15 protein-coding genes are annotated in these 18881 nt (G+C 67.4%); 2 read left to right on the top strand and 13 right to left on the bottom strand.

Features of this window, described 5'->3' with window-relative positions; all coding sequences use genetic code 11:
• Positions 1 to 45: 45 nt before the first annotated feature.
• From JTE92_RS14095 to JTE92_RS14080, 4 genes are all read right to left on the bottom strand, one after another.
• Positions 46 to 1527 (bottom strand): ATP-binding protein, encoded by a 1482-nt coding sequence (locus JTE92_RS14095; protein ID WP_063236715.1) that lies wholly within the window; start codon positions 1525 to 1527, stop codon positions 46 to 48.
• Positions 1528 to 1676: 149 nt separating this feature from the next.
• On the bottom strand, positions 1677 to 2321 hold the full coding sequence (leuD, locus tag JTE92_RS14090; protein ID WP_063236714.1) for a 3-isopropylmalate dehydratase small subunit: 645 nt from the start codon (positions 2319 to 2321) through the stop codon (positions 1677 to 1679).
• Positions 2314 to 3732 (bottom strand): 3-isopropylmalate dehydratase large subunit, encoded by a 1419-nt coding sequence (leuC, locus tag JTE92_RS14085; protein ID WP_063236713.1) that lies wholly within the window; start codon positions 3730 to 3732, stop codon positions 2314 to 2316. Before leuC ends, leuD begins: the two co-directional genes overlap by 8 nt.
• A 39-nt stretch (positions 3733 to 3771) precedes the next feature.
• A complete protein-coding gene (locus JTE92_RS14080) occupies positions 3772 to 4746 on the bottom strand; it encodes a tripartite tricarboxylate transporter substrate binding protein (RefSeq protein WP_063236712.1) in 975 nt (324 codons plus the stop codon).
• Between the two features lie 102 nt (positions 4747 to 4848).
• Here JTE92_RS14080 and JTE92_RS14075 point away from each other — a divergent pair, with 102 nt between their 5' ends.
• Positions 4849 to 5775, top strand: a complete 927-nt coding sequence (locus tag JTE92_RS14075; RefSeq protein WP_063236711.1) for a LysR family transcriptional regulator — start codon at positions 4849 to 4851, stop codon at positions 5773 to 5775.
• Positions 5776 to 5852: 77 nt separating this feature from the next.
• On the opposite strand, the gene JTE92_RS14070 is transcribed toward JTE92_RS14075, so the two are convergent.
• Positions 5853 to 7046 (bottom strand): CaiB/BaiF CoA transferase family protein, encoded by a 1194-nt coding sequence (locus JTE92_RS14070; RefSeq protein ID WP_063236710.1) that lies wholly within the window; start codon positions 7044 to 7046, stop codon positions 5853 to 5855.
• Positions 7047 to 7087: 41 nt separating this feature from the next.
• Positions 7088 to 7987: an enoyl-CoA hydratase/isomerase family protein gene (locus tag JTE92_RS14065; protein WP_084254414.1), complete on the bottom strand. Its 900-nt coding sequence runs from the start codon at positions 7985 to 7987 to the stop codon at positions 7088 to 7090.
• A gap of 71 nt (positions 7988 to 8058) precedes the next feature.
• Between JTE92_RS14065 and JTE92_RS14060 the strand changes: the two genes are divergently transcribed.
• Entirely contained in the window at positions 8059 to 8913 is an 855-nt protein-coding gene (locus JTE92_RS14060) for a LysR substrate-binding domain-containing protein (RefSeq protein ID WP_063236709.1), read from the top strand.
• 14 nt (positions 8914 to 8927) lie between these two features.
• Here JTE92_RS14060 and JTE92_RS14055 read toward each other — a convergent pair whose 3' ends face one another.
• The 7 genes from JTE92_RS14055 to JTE92_RS14025 all read right to left on the bottom strand — a co-directional run bounded on the left by JTE92_RS14055 (position 8928) and on the right by JTE92_RS14025 (position 18880).
• A complete protein-coding gene (locus tag JTE92_RS14055; RefSeq protein WP_232353214.1) occupies positions 8928 to 9899 on the bottom strand; it encodes a Bug family tripartite tricarboxylate transporter substrate binding protein in 972 nt (323 codons plus the stop codon).
• 128 nt (positions 9900 to 10027) lie between these two features.
• Entirely contained in the window at positions 10028 to 11881 is a 1854-nt protein-coding gene (locus JTE92_RS14050; RefSeq protein ID WP_063236707.1) for an acyclic terpene utilization AtuA family protein, read from the bottom strand.
• Between the two features lie 80 nt (positions 11882 to 11961).
• Positions 11962 to 14064 (bottom strand): acetyl/propionyl/methylcrotonyl-CoA carboxylase subunit alpha, encoded by a 2103-nt coding sequence (locus JTE92_RS14045; protein WP_063236706.1) that lies wholly within the window; start codon positions 14062 to 14064, stop codon positions 11962 to 11964.
• Between the two features lie 15 nt (positions 14065 to 14079).
• Entirely contained in the window at positions 14080 to 15246 is a 1167-nt protein-coding gene (locus JTE92_RS14040) for an acyl-CoA dehydrogenase family protein (RefSeq protein WP_063236705.1), read from the bottom strand.
• An 89-nt stretch (positions 15247 to 15335) separates the two neighbouring features.
• A complete protein-coding gene (locus JTE92_RS14035; protein ID WP_232353212.1) occupies positions 15336 to 16889 on the bottom strand; it encodes an acyl-CoA carboxylase subunit beta in 1554 nt (517 codons plus the stop codon).
• 408 nt (positions 16890 to 17297) lie between these two features.
• Positions 17298 to 18413: a CaiB/BaiF CoA transferase family protein gene (locus JTE92_RS14030; RefSeq protein ID WP_063236704.1), complete on the bottom strand. Its 1116-nt coding sequence runs from the start codon at positions 18411 to 18413 to the stop codon at positions 17298 to 17300.
• 56 nt (positions 18414 to 18469) lie between these two features.
• Positions 18470 to 18880 carry a Zn-ribbon domain-containing OB-fold protein gene (locus JTE92_RS14025; RefSeq protein WP_063236703.1) on the bottom strand — a complete coding sequence of 137 codons (411 nt, stop codon included), beginning with the start codon at positions 18878 to 18880 and terminating at the stop codon, positions 18470 to 18472.
• Position 18881: the final 1 nt, after the last annotated feature.

Below are 18881 nucleotides of genomic sequence, written 5' to 3'. Positions count from 1 at the left end.
ATCCCGATGACGATGACCGGGTGGGCGTCCGCGATCCGGCCCGGATCATGGCGACAAGCGTGAATGGCGGTAGCCGGGCAGGCAGGCATCCAGGATCAGGCCGAGTTCGCCGATGCGGTCCTGCGTCGCCTGCACGGCCCACGCGGCGCCGGCCTCCAGTTCGCGGCACAGCTCCGCCGCGTCGCGCGCGGCATCGACCTGCGCGAGCGCGCCGCGCATGCGCTGCGCGTGCGCCTGTACCGCGCCCAGGTCGCCGCTGGCGGCAGCGGCAAGCAAGGCATCGAAATCGGCATGCACGCTCCGCGCCAGCAGCGCGGCATCGGCGTCGGCGCTAACGCACGGCGACGCCTGAGCGCGCCCCGGCATCAGCGCTTGCAGGCACGCCGCCAGCTCCTGCAGCAGCACGGGCTTGACGAGGCAGCGGTCCATGCCGGCGTCATGGCAGCGATCGGCTTCGCCGGCGCCGGCGTTGGCGGTCAGCGCGACGATGCGCACCGGGTTGCCCGCCGCGCGCAGCCGGCGGCTGAGCGCGTAGCCATCCATGACCGGCATCTGCACATCGGTCAGCACGACGTCGAAGGCCCCTGCCGTGCATGCCGCCAGCCCCTGCGCGCCGTCGCCCGCCAGTTGCACCGCGCAGCCAAGCCGCTCCAGCTGGCCACGCAGCAATAGCCGGTTGTGCGGATGATCCTCCACGACCAGCACGCGCAGCCCGAGCTGCGGCAGCACCGGCATCGCTGGCGCCGCACCGGCACCGGCGGCGCCGGGCGCCGGCCGTGAGGCGGTGACAGGCAGCTGCAACGCAACGGTAAAGCGGCTGCCCTGGCCCGGCGAGCTGTCGGCGGTGATGTCGCCGCCCATCAGCCGGGCCAGTTTCCTGCAGACGGTCAGCCCGAGCCCGGCGCCGCCGGGTTCGGCCGCGCGCGTGGCATCGCCCTGCGTGAAGGGCTCGAACAGGTGCGGCAGCAGCGCGCCATCGATGCCGGGGCCGGTGTCGGCCACTTCCAGCATCAGCGTGACCTGGTCCGCCGAGGGCTGCGGTTCCTGCCACATGCGCAGCGTGACGCGCCCTTGCGCGGTGAACTTGATCGCATTGCGCAACAGGTTGGCCAGCACCTGCCGCACGCGCAGCGGATCGCCCAGCAGCCACGGCAGGCCCGGCTGCAGGTCGCAGTCCAGGGCCACGCCCTTGTGCAGGGCCAGCGGCTCCTGCGCGCGCGCCACGGTTTCGGCCAGCGCCACCGGATCGAACGGCACCGCGTCCAGTCTGATCTGGCCGGCTTCGATGCGCGAGAAGTCGAGCAGGTCATCGAGCATCTGCAGCAGCACCCGCGACGACTCGGTAATGGTCGCCACCTGCTGGCGCTGCCCTGCGTCCAGCTCGCTCATCGACAGCAGTTCCAGCGTGCCGAGCATGCCGTACAGCGGCGTGCGGATCTCGTGGCTCATCGCGGCCAGCAGGCGCGCGCCGGCGGTCCGGGCCGCGTCGGCCGGCGCCGGGCCCGCGCTGTCGTCGTTCGTCGTCATGGCATTTGTCCGGGGCTGCATGCCTGCCCGAAGGTGGCGGAGATATGCCAAGCATAGCCACGCGCGGCCGCGGATGCATGGAATTCGCATCGAGCGCTGTCGATGTCGAACTACTGCCCGCCAGCAAGGCTGGCGCGGCAGCGGAGGGCTCAGGTCGTGCCCAGCCGGTCGCGGGTGCGCCGGGCGACATCCTTCGCCCACGGGAACGTATCCCAGTAGCGCCGCGCAAACTGCTCGATCTCGTCGCGCTGCTTCAGCGACAGCCCGATCATGTCGAGTCCCTCGAGAAACATGCGGCGATGCCGCGCCGACAGTTCGAACGGGAAGTCGCCTGCCGGTGTGCGCACCTGCATGGCCTCGACATCGATGCGGATCTCATTGGCGCTGTCGGCATCTGCCGCGCCCATCAGCCGCTCGATCACCTCGCGCGGCAGCATCACCAGCAGCAGCCGGTTGTTCATCGCATTCGAGTAGAAGATCTCGCCGAAGCTGGGCGCGATCACCGCGCGGATGCCGAACTGCTGCAGGCCCCACACGGCATGCTCGCGGCTGGAGCCGCAGCCGAAGTTGGCGCCACCGATCAGGATGCTCGTATCGGCGTACTCCGGCCGGTTCAGCACGAACTCCGGGCGTTGCGCGCCGGTGGCGTCGAAGCGGTGGTCATAGAGAATGCCTTCGGCCAGCCCGGACTTGTCGATGCCGCGCAGGAACTGCTTCGGAATGATCTGGTCGGTGTCGAGGTTCTCGAAACGGAGCGCGGCGGCTTTGCCGGTGAGGCAGGAAAGTTCAGGCATGGGACAGCTCCAGCTGGCGGACGTCGGTGATCGCGCCGGTAATGGCCGCCGCGGCCGCCATGGCCGGGCTCATCAGGTGGGTGATGGCACCCCGCCCCTGCCGGCCTTCGAAATTGCGGTTGGTGGTGGAGGCGCAGCGCACGCCGTCGGCGAGCACGTCGTCATTCATGGCCAGGCACATCGAGCAGCCGGGCTGGCGCCATTCGAAACCCGCCGCGGTGAGGATGTCGGCCAGCCCTTCGCGCTCGGCCTGCGCTTTTACCGCGCCCGATCCCGGCACGACCATGGCACGCACGCCCGCGGCAACGGTCTTGCCGCGCACCACGCTGGCGACCGCGCGCAGGTCTTCGATGCGGCCGTTGGTGCATGAGCCGATGAAGACGTGCTGGATCGGCGTACCGGCCAGCGTCGCGCCCGGCTGCAGGTGCGTGTAGGCCAGCGCGCGCTCGACCGAGCGCTGCGCCGCCTCGTCGATCTGGTCTTCGGGAAACGGCACCTGGCCCGACACCGGCAGCACCTGGTCGGGGCTGGTGCCCCAGGTCACGTGCGGCTCGACCTGGCTGGCGTCGAACGCGTATTCCATGTCGAACTGCGCGCCGGCGTCGCTGTGCAGCGTCTGCCAGTACTGCAGCGCGGCGTCGCGCTGGGCACCAGCGATATCCGGCGCGCGGCGCAGCACGTAGTCGATGGCGGCCTCGTCCGGCGCAATCAGCGCGCCGCGCGCGGCGGCCTCGACCGTCATGTTGCACAGCGTGAAGCGGGCTTCGATGCTCAGCTCGCGGATGGCCGACCCGCAGTACTCCACCACGTAGCCGCGCGCACCCTGTGCGCCGATCGCCCCGATGATGCGCAGGATCAGGTCCTTGGCGGTGGTCCCGACCGGCAGCTTGCCGTCCAAGCGGATGCGCATGGTCTTTGCCATCCGGTAGACCAGCGTCTGCGTGGCCAGCACGTGTTCGACCTCCGACGTGCCGATGCCGAAGCCCAGCGCGCCGAGCGCACCGTAGGTGGTGGTGTGGCTGTCGCCGCAGATCACCACCATGCCCGGGCGGATCATGCCGTGCTCGGGCGCCACCACGTGCTCGATGCCCTGCAGCGCGTCGTTGGTGTCGAACAGCGGGATCGCGTGCCGCTCGCAATTGGCGTGCAGGTTGGTGGCCTGCAGCGCCGACGCCGGATCGGCGATCACGCGGATCGCGCCGGGGTGGGTGGGAATGATATGGCTGACCACGGCCACGTTCTGCCCCGGCACCAGTACGCCGCGCCCCTGCTCATGCAGGCCGGCGAAGGCCTGCGGGCTGGTGTATTCGTTCATCAGGTGCAGGTCGCAATACAACAGCACGTTGTCGTCGTCGATGCTGGCGACGGTATGGGAGTCGACCAGCTTCTGGTACAGGGTCCGGGGTGTCATGGCACAAGCCTTGGTAACGGTATGACGGTCATTCCGCGGTCATTCCGCGGTGATGCCGCGCTGCTTGATCAGGTCGGCCCACAGGGGCATTTCTTTTTCCAGCCGCTGCCGGGCGGCCGCGGGCGTGCCCGGCGTCGGCTCGAAGCCTTCCCTGAGCATCCGGTCCCGCGTGGCCGGCGTCGCCAGCGCGGCGTTCAGCGCGGTGTTGAGTTTGTCGATGACCGGCTTGGGCGTGCCCGTGGGCGCGAACACCATGAACCAGGTTTCGAAGCTGTAGCCCGGCAGGCCGGCCTCCGCCGCCGTCGGCACGTTCGGCAGCTGGGCGGAGCGCTTCGAACCGGTCACGGCCAGCGCCTTGAGCTTGCCGCCCTGCACATGCTGCTGGGCCGCGGACACCACCGGGAAGCTCATGTCGACCTGGCCGGCAATGGTGTCGACCAGCGCCGGGCCGCCGCCGCGGTACGGCACGTGGACGATCTGCACGTTGGCCACGGACTTGAACAGCTCGGCCGACATATGGAAGGTGCTGCCATTGCCGGCCGAGCCGTAGGTCAGCTTGCCCGGCTGGGCCTTGGCCGCGGCGATCAGTTCCGGCAGCGTTTTCGCCGGGATGTTGTTGTTGACCACCAGCACGTGCTGCGAGCTGGCGACCATGCCGATCGGCGCGAGATCCTTCAGCGTGTCGTACGGCATGCGCGGGAACAGGCCGGGATTGATGGCCAGCGACACCGTCTGCAGGCCGACGGTGTAGCCATCGGCGGGCGCCTTGGCGACCGCGTCGACGCCGATGTTGCCGCCCGCGCCGGCGCGGTTCTCCACCACGATGGTGCCGCCCATGCTCCTGGCCCAGGCATCGGCGACCAGGCGCGCGGCGATGTCGGCGCTGCCGCCGGGGGCATAGGGCACGATCAGGCGGACCGGGCGCTGGGGATAGGACTGGGCGGCGGCGGTGCCGGCAATGGCGGCGCAAGCTGCGGCACAGGCCAGCAAGGCAGTCAGGCGGACAAGTTTCACGGGCGTCTCCTGTGGGATGAATTGTTGTGGAAACGATCGTATCATTGCCTGACAGAAACATAATTCAGGTACCGTTACTTCTTTAGTTCATGCAATTCACCAATGGACAACTTCTCCGACCTCGCCTTCTTCCAGTGCATCAACAAGCACGGCAGCCTGGCCGCGGCCGCGCAGGAACTGGGCGTGACGCCGCCCGCGGTCAGCAAGCGCCTGGCCGCGCTGGAGGCACGGCTGGGCGTGCGGCTGCTGCACCGGACCACGCGCCGCATCAGCCTGACGCCGGAGGGCGAAAGCTACCTGGTCGAAGGTGCGCGCATCCTGGCGGAAATGGAAGCGCTGGAACGCGCCATCGCCGGCAGCAGCGGCACGCCGCACGGCCTGCTGAAGATCGGGGCAACGCTGGGTTTCGGCCGCCGCCATATCGCGCCGGCGCTGTCGGCATTCGCGCGCGCGTTTCCCAGGATCGAGGTGCAGCTGCACCTGAGCGACCGGCCGCTCAACCTGGTCGAACAGGGCCTGGACGCGCTGATCCATTTCGGCGAGCTGCCCGACGTGCGGCTCACCGCGCGGCTGCTCGCCAATAACCGCCGCCTGCTATGCGCCGCGCCGTCCTACCTGCAGGCCGCCGGCGAGCCGGCGAATCCGCGCGAGCTGGCGCGGCACAACTGCATCTTTATCCGCGAGGCCGACGAGACCTTCGGCACCTGGCACCTGCGCAGCGGCGCGCAGCAGGAAACGGTCAAGGTGCGCGGCACCATGAGCACCAACGACGGCGAATCGGCGCTGGCATGGGCACTCGACGGGCAAGGGCTGCTGGTGCGCTCCGAATGGGACGTGGCCGAGCACCTGCGCAGCGGCGCGCTGCGCCGCGTGCTGCCGCAGTGGCAACTGGCGCCGGCGGACATCTACCTGGTGTTCCCGGCGCGCAACCACCGGCCCGACAAGGTGCGGGCGCTGGTGGATTTCATGCTCGAGCGGTTTGCCGGCCACCGCACCCGCGGCCCGGGCGGTGCGGACAGCGCGTGGTAGCGGCGGATATGCGATGCGTCCGCGACGCGCAGGGCTGGGGGATCACCCTTGTGTTGGTTAAGAAAATTGTTGCCGCATTACGAAACCTGCCTTCGCTGAAGCGCCACGCCCTGGTCAATTAGCCTTTCAATTTGTGAATCGGTAAGGCCTGCCTCGCGCAGCACCTCCACCGTGCTGGCGCCAATCTGTTGCGGCGCCTCACGGTACGTTGCCGGTGTGCGGCTGAGTTTGACGGGGGAAGCGACCGACTTGAAGTTGCCGATTTCTGCCACCATGCCACGGTGCGCGGTATGCGGGTGGTTCAGTGCCTCGACGACGTTGTGGATGACACCGCACGGCACGCCAGCCGCCACCAGGCGCTCGAACAGCGACTGCGCTTCGAAGCGGCTGAAGGCCGCCTCGAGATCGCGCTTGAGCTCGAAGCGATGCACGGCGCGCTGGGCATTGGTCACGTAGCGCGCATCGGCCGCCAGTTCCGTGCGCTCCACCGCTTCGCACAGCCGCTGAAACTGGCCGTTGTTGCCGACCGCGAGATAGATGGGCTCGGTGGCCGTCGCATAGGTATCGTAGGGCGCGATGTTCGGATGGCCATTGCCGGACCTCATTGGAGCCTTGCCGGTGAATAGTGTGTTGATGGAGTGCGGGTATAGCGAAAACAGCGCGTTGTCGTACAGGGCCGACTCGATGGATTGCCCCCTGCCGCTGCGCTCGCGCTCGTGCAAGGCCAGCAAGACGCCGATGACGGCGCTCAATCCGGTCGTCACATCCACGATCGGCACGCCGACACGCGTAGCCATGCCATCCGGATCGCCATTGATGCTCATGATGCCACCGAGCGCCTGCACCGCAGCGTCGTAGCCGGGCAGCCCGCCGAGCGGCCCCGTCGCACCGAAGCCGGTGACACGGCAATGGATGAGCCTCGGAAAGCGTGTGGAGAGCACGTCGTCATAGCCCATCTCCCAACGCTCCAGCGTGCCAACCTTGAAGTTCTCGATCAGCACATCCGCGTCGGCAAGCAATTGCATCAGCACTGCGCGTCCCTCGGGCAACGCGAGGTCGAGGCATACGGTGCGCTTGTTGCGATTGATGCCGGCGAAGTACGAGGCCATGCCCGCCTCATTGAAGGGCGGCCCCCAGGTACGCGTCTCATCGCCCATCGGACCCTCTACCTTGATCACGTTGGCACCATGATCGCCGAGAATCTGCCCACACAGCGGACCGCCAAGTACCCGGGACAGGTCCACGACCTTCAAGCCGTCCAGTGATGCCATTGCTCGTTTCCTCCAGAATGTTGACGTGCGAAGCTTGCTGTTCAGTTGGCCGCCAGCGGCGGCAGTCCGGCACCCACGTTCCAGCGCGCCGGCCGGCGCTCCCGCGCGGCGGTTACACCTTCCACCGCCTCGGAGCGCATCTGCTGCGCAAACTTCACGGAGGCTGCATCCAGGTAGTTTTTCAATGCCTCGTGCGGCTGGGCTGACAGCGGGCGGGCCTGTGCCAGCAGGGACTTGGTCGCGACGCTGGCCGCGGGTGCCGTGGCCACGACGAATTCCAGAACTTCCTGCACGCGCACTGGCAGTGCCTCCTCGGATTGGGCAAGGTAATCCAGCAAGCCGATACGGTGCGCCTCTACGCCATTGATCCGTTCGCCGGTGAGCATGAGCCGGCGCGCCACCTGGTCGCCCACGCGTGCGCTGACGAAAGGGAGGATTTGCCCTGGCACCAGGCCGATGCCGGCCTCCGGAAAGCCGAACCGTGCCGCCGGGGAGCCCACGGCGATATCCACCGCGCATACCAGGCCGGCGCCACCGCCCATGGCAGCCCCGTTCACGCAGGCTACCGTAACCTTCGGCGATTGCGCGAGCCGGGACAGGAACTCGCCATAGCGCCGGTTGCCTACCGCGATGGGGTCCCGGCCATCCGCGCCGGGCTTGACTGCCAGGCGGTCAGTGATATTGCCAAGGTCTCCGCCGGCACTGAAGGCCTTGCCTGCCGCGGTGAAAAGAATGACGCGCACGTCATCCATCTGCTCGGCCCGATCCACTGCCTTTGACAATGCCGTAACCATCTCGGCGCTCAGTGGATTCCTCGCGTCGGATCGGTTAAGCTCAATGCGAAAAACCGCGCCGTCAATGGCAGTGCGAACGAACGGCGCCTCCGCAGTGGCGGTCGGGGCCGCAGTTTCGATGAGTGTGGGCGATACGCTGGAAGTCATGCTGGTCAATCCCGAGGGTTAATGTTGGAAATCACCGCCTCTTGCAAGCAGCGGCCGCAACGCTATTCGACATGAGCTTTCGCAACCTTGACATCGGCCTGCTTCGCACCTTTGTTGCCGTGGCGGAAAAGGAAAACTTCGCTGTGGCGGCGGAACAGGTCTTCCGCACCCAGGCCGCCGTGTCCCAGCAGATGCAGAAACTGGAGGCGGCGCTCGGCTGTGAATTGTTCGAGCGCGTCGGCCGCAGCAAGCGTCTGACCATGGCGGGCAGCCGACTCCTCGACTATGCGCGCCGCATCGTAGGCCTTAACGACGAGGCCTATCGCGCCATGACCCAGAAGGGCTTCGACGAGCCCGTGAAAGTCGGGGCTTGCGCTGACGCCGTCGACTCGCTGATTCCCGAGTACCTGAAGATGTGTGCCGAGGCCTTTCCCGGCCTGCGCGTGGACATCCAGGTTGGCCGCCGCCGTTGGCTGACCTCGTCCCTGCGCCGCGGCGATATCGACCTGGTCGTCATGCTTGACCCTGTGCCGAACCCGGAGTTCGATCAGGTCGTGCTGCGCACCTCGCCTGTCACCTGGATCGCAGGCGCGCGGTACCACCATCAGCCCGGCGCGCCGGTGCCGCTTGTGCTCATCGAAGGCGCCTGCCCGTTCCACAGCATGGCGATCAAGTCCCTGTCGGAAGCCGGCATCCCCTGGCGGGTTGCCTTCCAGACCTCGACGCTGGCGGGTATCCGGGCTGCATTGCGGGCGGGCATGGGGGTCACGCCGCGCACCGTGGAGATGCTGGCCCCCGACCTGAAGGTCCTGGACCCTCACGCCGGCATGCCAGCGCTGCCGACCATCAGCTACCGGCTCTATGCCCGCACCGACAAGCTCGGCGAGAGCGCGCTGGGCATCAGCCGCCTGATTTCGCCGCGCTGAACGCGCCACGCTCTTCATGGCTGCTGCATCCCCGCGTCGACGATGATTTTCCCCCAAAGCCTGGTGTCGCGCCGCTGCAGCTCCTGCAGATGCGTCGGCGCGACCTTGGCCGGAATCAGCCCCTTGCCCACCAGGAACTGGCGCCCACCGGACGAGTCGAGCGTCTCCGCGATCCAGCGCGACAACAGCCTGGCCACAGGCTGGGGGGTCGACGCGTTGGCGCTCCAGATGGCGATCCACGAACTGACGTCGAAGTCCGGGAAGCCGCTTTCCGCCAGCGTCGGCACATCGGGTAACGACGGCGCGCGTTCGGCGCTGGAGATCGCCAGCGCACGCACCGTGCCAGCCTGGATCTGCGGCAGCGCCGTGACCATGTCGCACAGGTAGTAGTCGAACTGGCCGCCGATCAGGTCCGTCATGGCCTGGCTGCTGTTCTTGTAAGGAACGTTGACCGCCTTGACGCCCGCTCGTTGCTTGAACAGTTCACCGCTGATACGGCCGCCCACGTTGGCGCTGGCAAAGGACAGTGAACTGTTCTCCTTCCTGGCCCATGCCAGGAACTCCCTGAACGTCGCGGCGTGCACGCGCCTGGGATTCACGAGCAACACGAACGGTGTGCTGGCCATTGTCGCCAGCGGCGTAAAGTCCGCCTCAGGATCGTAGGGAAGTCTGCGGTAGATGGTGGCATTTGCCGCGTGCGTCGATGAACCGGACACCAGCAGCGTATATGCGTCGGTGGCGGCTCGGACTGCGGACTCGGCAGCGATGTTGCCGTCGGCACCGGCCTTGTTCTCTACGATCACGGGCTTTCCGGCACGCCTGGAGAGTCCGTCGCCCACGAAACGGGCGATGCTGTCCGATGCCCCGCCCGCGCCATAGGCAACAATGATGCGCACGGGCTTGTCGAGGCGTTCGGTGCCGGCAGCGGGCGATGGCTGGGCAATGGCTGCGGCGCCCCACAGGAGGGCAGCCAGGCCGATCGCCACGGCCGCGCCATACCGTCGCGGGGGACGCCGCCGCGCGCTGCTCTGAGCCTGGCAGGCTGATGGGTAAATCGCTTGCATCACTCGTGTCTCCTGGTTCGTTGTGTGTCGCGAAGTGCCCTGCCACCCGGTCAGCGAGCGGCGGCTGCTTCCCGGCTCCCTTCGGGCAACAGCTCTGCGGGGCATTCGATTTCCATGTCCAGCAGCATCTGTGCGTAGCACTTTCCCAGCGGATCGGAACGCAGGCTGCAGGAGCCACCGCCGCCCAGTGCCTTTTCCAGTACGAAGTTGAAGGCGCCGATTTCCGGCAGTTCGTACCGTCTCACCGGCCCTTCAACCAGGTGCGCAAAGTAGTCGCGTACCCGCTCCGCCGTCGCCTGCGCGCTGACCACCGGCAGCCAGGCCGGGTCCCGCACCATCAATCCGATATTGGCGTCGTTGCCTTTGTCACCGCTGCGCCCGACCGCCAGCGTGCCGAGCGGAATACGCACCACGCAGCGCACGTCCGGTCGTTGTGCATCCCCAGCGAATGTGCCGGGCACGTGCGCGGTGATTGCCGGCCGCTCCGAGGACGCGCCACCCGCTGGCACCTCCACGGTTGTCGCCGGCTCGTCGGCCATCTTCCATTGCACCGTCACTTCCTGCTTGGGAAGCAGGAACGAGACCGTGCGGATCACGCTCTGGATATCCGAACGTCCGCCGAAATGGCTGCGCGTGCCCGGCCCCATCGATGTGCCGGCTGACGCCGCCTCCTTCTGCAGGAAAGCCAACGCCTGCCTGTCATCGTGCTGGGCGGCAATGCGCAGCACCACTTCGCGGCTGTCCCGCACGCGGCGGTGCGGCCCGTACATGGATTCCGCGCCCAGCAGTTCCACCAGGGTGTCGCTGTAGTCGGCGTGGCCGCTCCTGGCCATCAGGGTGCGGCTGCGCGCAAGCAGGGCCTGCGCCGTGCGTTCGGCCTTCTCCAGCGCCCGCTGTCCGCGAATCGCCATCATCAGCGCAATCTGGTAACCCTGCTGGTAAGTGGCGGTCACCTTGTAGCAATCGCTGGGCGCCCTTCCCCGTGCGCCGCTGACGCGCACCCGCCCGCCGCTGGCCTCGAAGCCCGGCAGGTCCTCGATCCGGACCTCGGAGAAGTCGCAAACGACATCGGGCAGCGCATACGCCTTCGGGTCACCGATCTCGTAGAGCAATTGCTCGCCCACGGTCTGGCGCGTCACCAGCCCGCCCGCGTCGCCCGGCTGGTAGAGTTCGAACACGCCGTCGGCGGTCATGCGCACCAGCGGATATCCGATGTTGGTCCAGTCCGGCACGCGCTCCCAGTCCGTGAACAGCCCACCCGTGGCCTGCGCGCCGCACTCAACCAGATGGCCGGCAAGGCTGCCCTGCGCCAGCCGGTCGTAGTCCTGCATTGACCACCCGAACTCGTGGATGGCGATCCCGAGCAGCGCGGCGCTATCCACGCAACGGCCGGTGACGACGATGTCCGCGCCGGCGTCCAGTGCCTGTGCAATGGGCAGGGCGCCGAGGTAGGCGTTGGCTGACATCAGCCGGGGAAGCCCGGCATCGGCCTCGTCGCCGGGCCAGGGCAGGAAGCTTTCCTGAAGCGCCAGCACGTCGTCGCCGGACACGATAGCGACCTTCAGGTCCAGCCCTTGCTCTCGCGCCAGGGCAAGGATGGCATCGCGGCAGCCCGCCGGGTTAAGGCCGCCTGCGTTGGACACCAGGCGCACCCCACGCTGCTTCAGCGCTTGCAGGTTGGGCTTCAGCGCCGCGCTGACGAAATCCGTGGCGTAGCCAAGCTCCGGCGCACGAAGGCGCGCGCGCTGAAGGATCGCCATGGTGGTTTCGGCGAGGTAGTCGAAGACGAGGTAGCCCAGTCCCGGCTCCTGCAGCAGTTGCGGGACGGCGATCTGCGAGTCGCCCCAGAATCCCGATGCGCCACCAATGACGATCGCGCGGCCGGGTTTTGCGTTCTGGACCATTCATGCTCTCCTGTAGTGTGTCTGGATGCGCCCGTGGCCGTGCCCCGGCGCGTCCGCTCTGCATCCCGGCTTCCGCGCGGTCAGGCCGCGCCCTCGGCTTCGACCTTTCCCGCTTCGGCGCCCACGCCGACTTCGATCAGCACCTGGCCCGCGTTGAGCTGCATGCCCTCCCGGGCAAGCAGGCGCACGATGCGCCCCGTGCTCGGCGCTGCCAGGGGCATTTCCATCTTCATCGACTCCAGTACGACCAGAGTCTGGCCGCGCTCGACGGCGTCGCCCTCGCCAACCATGACGGCAACCACGCGCCCGCTCATCGGCGCCCGTACGCTGCCGCCGACGGATTCGCCGTCGCTGGCAGCGAAGCGCGCCAGCCGCCGGAACACGAACGTGTCCGCGCCATCCTGCAGCCACCATTCGTCGCGTCGAGGCGAGCTGCACATCAGCTGGCGGTACACGCCATCGACCGCAAGCCCGAGCGTTCCGCCATAGCCGCCGGCCGAGTTCCCGGTCGGCTCCCAATGCACATTGGCAACGCTGCAGGCGGGCTCTGCCTCGCGCGCTGGCACATCCGTCGCGTTGCGCGCGGGGATCGGTTCGCCCGGCCGGGAGCGGATGACGACTTCGCCCCGGTCCGCCGATGGCCGCAGTTCCACCGCGCTGGCCGTCCCTTGCGCCGCGGCGCCTGCGCCGCTCGTGTGCGTCGCATCCATGAGCCACAGCGCCCGCGTTTGCGCCGGGCCAGCCGGCAGCCGCTGCATGCCGGACGCGTCGCGGCCGACCGCGCCCGACAGCAGCAAGGCCGCCGCGGCGCGTGCATGCACCGACGGCTGCGCGCGCCACGCCGGGCTGCCCATGTCTTCGCCAGCCAGGAAATCCGTGGTGACCTCGCCGGCCACGAAGTGCGGATGGCGCAGACAGCGCGAGAGCAGGCCAAGGTTGGTTCGGACACCCAGCAGCGCCGTGCGCTCGCAGGCACGGACCAGGCGGTGAATGCTTTGTTCACGCGTCTCGCCCCAGGACATGATCTTCGCGACCATCGAGTCGTAGTCGGAACCGATCTCCATGCCTCCGTGCAGCGCGCTGTCGACGCGGATGTCGGGCGCCGGGCGCCAGACATCGACGCGGCCCACCTGGGGCAGAAAGCCCGCCGCGGGATCCTCCGCACACAGCCGTACCTCGATGGCATGGCCGCGCATGCGCACATCCTCCTGCCCGAACGCGAGCGGCTCGCCCTGGGCGATGCGCAGTTGCTGCTCCACCAGGTCAAGCCCGGTGACCAGCTCCGTCACGCCGTGCTCGACCTGCAGCCGCGTGTTCATCTCCATGAAATAGAAGCGGCCTTTTCCATCCAGCAGGAATTCGAGCGTGCCGGCGCCGGTGTAGCCGATGGCCTCGCAGGCGCGCACCGCGACCTCTCCCATCTCCCGGCGCAGCTCGGCGTTCACCGCGGGCGAAGGCGCTTCCTCGATGACCTTCTGGAAGCGCCGCTGTGTCGAACAGTCGCGCTCACCGAGGTGCAGGCAGCGGCCATGCTCGTCGCACAGCACCTGGATCTCGATGTGTCTTCCGCGTTCGATGGCGCGCTCGATGATAAGCTCGTCAGAGCCGAACGCGCCTGCCGCCTCGGAGCGCGCCTGTTGCAGCGCCGCCGGCAAGGCCGTGGCGTCGCGGACGACCCGCATGCCACGGCCGCCCCCGCCTGCCGCGGCCTTCAGGATGACCGGGAAGCCGATGCGCTCGACCGCGGCGAGGGCCGCCTCGTCGGTGGCACAGCCCTGTTCTCCCGGCACAGTCGGCACCCCGGCCTTTTGCATGGCCAGCTTTGCCTGTGCCTTGTTGCCCATCAACGCAATGACGTCTGCCGAGGGTCCCACGAAGGTCAGGCCCGCCTCGGCGACCGCCCGCGCGAACTCCGCGTTCTCGGAGAGGAATCCGTAGCCCGGATGTATCGCCTGGGCGCCGGTGCGCCGGCATGCCTCGATCAGCGCATGGGCATGCCGATAGCTGCGGGCGGCGTCGGCCGGTCCGATGCGCACGGCCAGATCGGCCTCGCGCACGTGACGGCTGCCGGCATCGGCGTCCGAATAGACGGCAACCGTGCGCAAGCCGAGCTTGCGCGCGCTGCGCAGGACCCGCAGTGCGATTTCTCCCCGGTTGGCGACAAGCAATGTGTCGAAGCGCATGTGATTCTCCCCTGATCAGGCCGATCGCTTCGGCAGGATTCCCATGTGCTTGCAGATGATGGTCAGCATGATCTCGTCGGCGCCGCCGCCGATGGAGATCAGGCGCAGGTCGCGCCAGGCGCGCGACACGCGGTTGTCCCAGGTGAAACCCATGCCTCCCCAGTACTGCAGGCAGGAGTCGGTCACCTCCCGGCACAGGCGGCCGGCCTTGAGCTTGGCCATGGAGGCCAGCTCGGTCATGTCGCCGCCGGACATATGCACCTGGGCCGCGCGGTAGATGACGGATCGCAGCAGTTCGACTTCCGTCTTCAGCTCGGCCAGCCGGAAATGGACCGCCTGGTTGTCCAGGATCGAACGCCCGAACGCCTTGCGCTCACGCGTGTACTCGATGGTCTCGTTGATCGCATTGGTGAGCGCGGTGACCCGGCGGGTGGCGCCGCTGAGGCGCTCTTCCTGGAACTGGCGCATCTGGTAGGTGAAGCCCATGCCTTCTTCCCCGATGCGATAGCGCTGGGGCACCCGGACGTCGTCGAAGAATACCTGGGCGGTATCGGAAGACCACATGCCGACCTTCTTGATCTTGTTCATCGTGATGCCGGGACGCAGCTTACCGTTCTCCCTCAGCGGCAGGCAGATCAGCGACTTGTTGCGGTGGACATCGCCCTCGCTGGTATTCGCCAGCAGGCACATCCAGTCGGCCTGCAGCCCGCTCGTGATCCACATCTTGGAGCCGTTGATCACATAGTCGGAGCCATCCTTGCGCGCCGTGGTCTTCAGCGATGCCACGTCCGAACCGGCCCCGGCTTCGGACACGCCCAGGCACACCACGAAATCTCCCGCGACGGTTGGCTTGAGAAAGGTCTCCCGCAACTCGTCCGAGCCGAATCGTGCCAGCGCCGGCGTGGCCATGTCGGTCTGCACGGCGATGGCCATGCCGACGCCGCCCGCGCTGATGCCGCCGATGGCCTCGCAGAATGCGATCTCGTAGGAGTAGTCCAGCCCCATGCCGCCGAATTCCACGGGCTTGTTCACGCCGAGATAGCCCGCCGAGCCGAGCTTCTTGAACACTTCGTGCGCGGGGAAGATTTCGTCAGCCTCCCACTTCTCGACAAAGGGTTCGATCTCCCGGTCGATCAGCCTGCGCACGCTGTCCTGCAGCGCGATGTGTTCGGGGGTCATCATGGTTGGTGTCTCCTTGTGTTGTCGAAGGGATGGGGCGCAGGCAGCCTGCCAGGCACGCGGCCACAGGCGGCGCGCAGCCGCCGTTGTGGCTAGAGGCGGGCGACGCCGAACTGCATCGGCTGCACGGCGCGGTGCCTGGCCTGTGCCACCGTGGCGAGCGCCATGCCCAGCCACGAGCGCGTGTCCCTGGGGTCGATGATCCCGTCATCGAGCAGCATGCTGCTGGTGTGGATCGCACTGGACTGGCGTTCAAACGTGGCGACGATGTCGCGGCTCTCGGCTGCTATCGCCGGTTCGTCGACGGGGCGCCCGCTGCGGCGCGCGGCGTTCTCGGCGACCAGGCGCATGGTCATGGCGGCCTGCTCGCCGCCCATGACGGCAGTGCGCGCATTCGGCCACGAGAAAAGAAAGTCCGGGCGAAACGCGCGGCCGCACATGCCATAGTTGCCGGCACCGAAGGACGAGCCGCACAACACGGTCAGGCGCGGCACCGGCGCATTGGACAGCGCCTGGATCAGCTTCGCGCCGTGCTTGATCATTCCTGCCTGCTCATGCTCGCGCCCGACCATGAAGCCGGTGATGTTCTGCAGGAAGATAAGCGGCCGGCCCAACTGGACGCACGACTGGATGAATTGCGCCGCCTTGGTGGATCCGTCGCAGTCGAGCGGCCCGTTGTTCGTCAGAATCCCCACGTCGTGTCCCTGGATGCGGGCGTGGCCGCAGACCGTATGGACCCCATACATCGCCTTGAACTCCCTGAAGCGCGATCCATCGACAATGCGCGCAATCACTTCGCGCATGTCGACCGGCGTCCGGGTGTCGGCCGGCATCAGTTCCAGCAGATCCTCGGCAGGCTCGAGCGGCTCGTCCCAGCTCTCGCCGCCCGGTGCCTCGCGCCAGCCGATCGTGTCCATCACTTCGCGCAGGCGGGCAATGCCATCGAGGTCGTTGTCGGCCACGTGGTCGGCGAGGCCCGAGACGCTGGCGTGCATGTCGGCGCCACCGAGCTCCTCGTCGGTGGCCTCTTCGCCTGTCGCGGCGCGCAGCAGTGAGGGTCCGGCGAGGTACGCATGAGCCTGGCGCCGAACCATGATGACATGGTCGGACAGCCCCGGCAGGTAGGCGCCCCCGGCGGCCGAAGATCCATGGATGAGCGACACGACCGGAACGCCGGCTGCGGACAGCCGGGCCAGGTTGTAGAACATACCGCCACCCACGACAAAGCGTTCGACCCGATACTTGCGCAGGTTGCCGCCCGCGCTTTCCACCAACTGGACAAAAGGCAGTTTCTGGGCGAGGGCAATTTCCTGCGCGCGAATCAGCTTCTGGCCGGTCAGCGCCTGCATTGCACCGGCGCTGATGCCGGAATCGTTCACGGCGATCATGCAACGCACGCCTTCGATGAAGCCGATGCCGACAATGAGTGCCGCACCCGGTACGCTCGTGGCCGGATCCGGATTCTCGATCCCGCAATAGCCGCACAGGGTCATGAGTTCGAAGAACGGACGGTCGGCGTCCAGCAGGTGCGCGAGCCGCTCCCGCGGCAGCAGCTTGCCGCGCGCATGGAATGCGTCTGCCGCTGTTGCCGACTTGCTGACCGTGCGTTGCTCCAGGTCGCGCACCTGGCTCAGCATCGCCAACATGTGCGCGCGGTTACGTTCGGTTGCGGATGCCGTAGAACGTGCACCCGGAATCCTTGCCTCTTGCGTGAAATTGTTTTCGTCCATCTTCTGCCTTTATGGCCATGCTGTTGCTGGCTGGTACGAGGGTTCGAAGCCGGTCTGATGGCTGGATGATGGCCTGCCCGCGCCGGCAGTTCCAGTTAGAAATCTCTCCGGATTTGATAAGAGACTCTTATGTGTAGACGCCATATCCGGGAGCGACGACCAGGCGCACACCTCCTGCCGGCTCAGGTGGCCGTGAAAGGTGTGTTCGTGGTGTGCAGGCGGAACTACGCAGGCAGTGAATCGCCCGGACAGCGGCGACGGGAGACGATCCCGGCCTCAAGCGGCATTGCGATTGCTGCAATGCCGCCAATGCACCGGCAAGCGTCAGGCAGTCTTCCAGGCGCCGCCGGCGTGGCCGGCGTCTATCGCGGCCATGATCTCGCCGGTGTGCTGGCCCCGCAGCGGGATCGCGCCGACCGTCCTGGCCTTGCCGTCGAACCGCGGCGCGGGCGCGGCCTGCAGCTGGCCCTCCGCTTCGAAGTAGACGCCTCGCGCAGCCAGGTGCGGATGCGCGGCAGCCTCTTCAGGGCTCAGCACCGGACCGAAGCAGACGTCGGTGTTCTCCAATAGCGAGCACCATTGCGCGCGCGTCCTGGTGGCAAAGAGTTCTTCGAAGTGCCGATGCAGCTCCGGCCAACGCTCCCGGTCCCATTGCCGGGCAAAACGCGGGTCCTCCGCCAGGCCCAGCTTTTCCAGCAATAGCGCGTAGAACTGCGGCTCGATCGCGCCGAGCGTGACGAAGCCGCCGTCCGCGCATCGGTAGGTCGAGTAGAAGTGCGAAGCATCGTGGATATTGTTGCCGCGCGCGCCGCTGATATAGCCCTTCCGTCGCGTGGACAACAGCAACTGCATCATATGGGCCGAGCCGTCGACGATCGATGCGTCGACCACGGTACCCTTGCCGGTAACGCGGGCGTTAAGGATGCCCGACAGCAGCCCCACCGCCAGGTACAGTGCCCCGCCGCCAACGTCGCCCACCACGGTAATGGCCGACGATGGCGGCTCTGCCGGCGTGCCGTGGTAGTAAAGCGCGCCGGAAAGCGAGATATAGTTGTTGTCATGTCCCGCGGCCCGCGCCAGCGGCCCGCTCTGCCCCCAGCCCGTCATGCGCCCGTAGACCAGGCGGGGATTGCGTGCCAGGCAGGCTTCGGGGCCCAGGCCCAGCCGCTCCATCACGCCTGGGCGCATGCCTTCGATCAGGCCGTCGGCATCCTGGACCAGCGCCAGCACCAGCTCGCGCCCCGCGGCCGTCTTCAGGTCGGCAACCACCGAGCGCTTGCCCCGGTTCAGCACATGGCCTTCCGTGGACGGCGGTGCGCCGTTGGCCGGCACCGCGCGTTCCACGGCGATCACATCGGCGCCGAGATCGGCAAGATGCATTGCACAGAACGGGCCTGGGCCGATTCCGCCAATCTCGACAACTTTTACACCGGAAAGCATGGACGATTCCCCTGATTTGGCATGACGGGCATGGTGTTCCCCATGGCAGGATATGGTCAGTCGAACAGCTCGAACTGCGGCAAGCTGACCCCGTCGCCAGCCTGCTCGAACACCACGCGCACCCGCTTGCCGATGGCGATTGTCTCGGGCGGAGCATTGAGGATGTTCGCCATCATGCGCACCCCTTCATCCAGTTCGACAATGGCAACGGCGTACGGCAGCCGCGCCTTCATGAAAGCATTGGGGGCGCGATGGTTGATGGTAAAGGTGTAGATCGAGCCGAAGCCGGAAACCTCGCTCCAGTCGACCTGGTCCGATTCGCAGGCAAGGCACAGCGTGCGCGGATAGAACTGGCGGTGGCCGCAGGCGCGACAGCCCTGCACTACGAGCCGCCCCTGCGCGGCGGCCCGCCAGTAGCCGTCGGTGATCTCGGTGGGACGCGGCAGGGGACGTTGTGCTTCGCTCATG

The organism is Cupriavidus oxalaticus, from assembly GCF_016894385.1.
Taxonomy (GTDB): Bacteria; Pseudomonadota; Gammaproteobacteria; order Burkholderiales; family Burkholderiaceae; genus Cupriavidus; species Cupriavidus oxalaticus.
The sequence above is the reverse complement of the archived record's forward strand: the minus strand, read 5'-3'. Positions and strand labels throughout refer to the sequence as shown.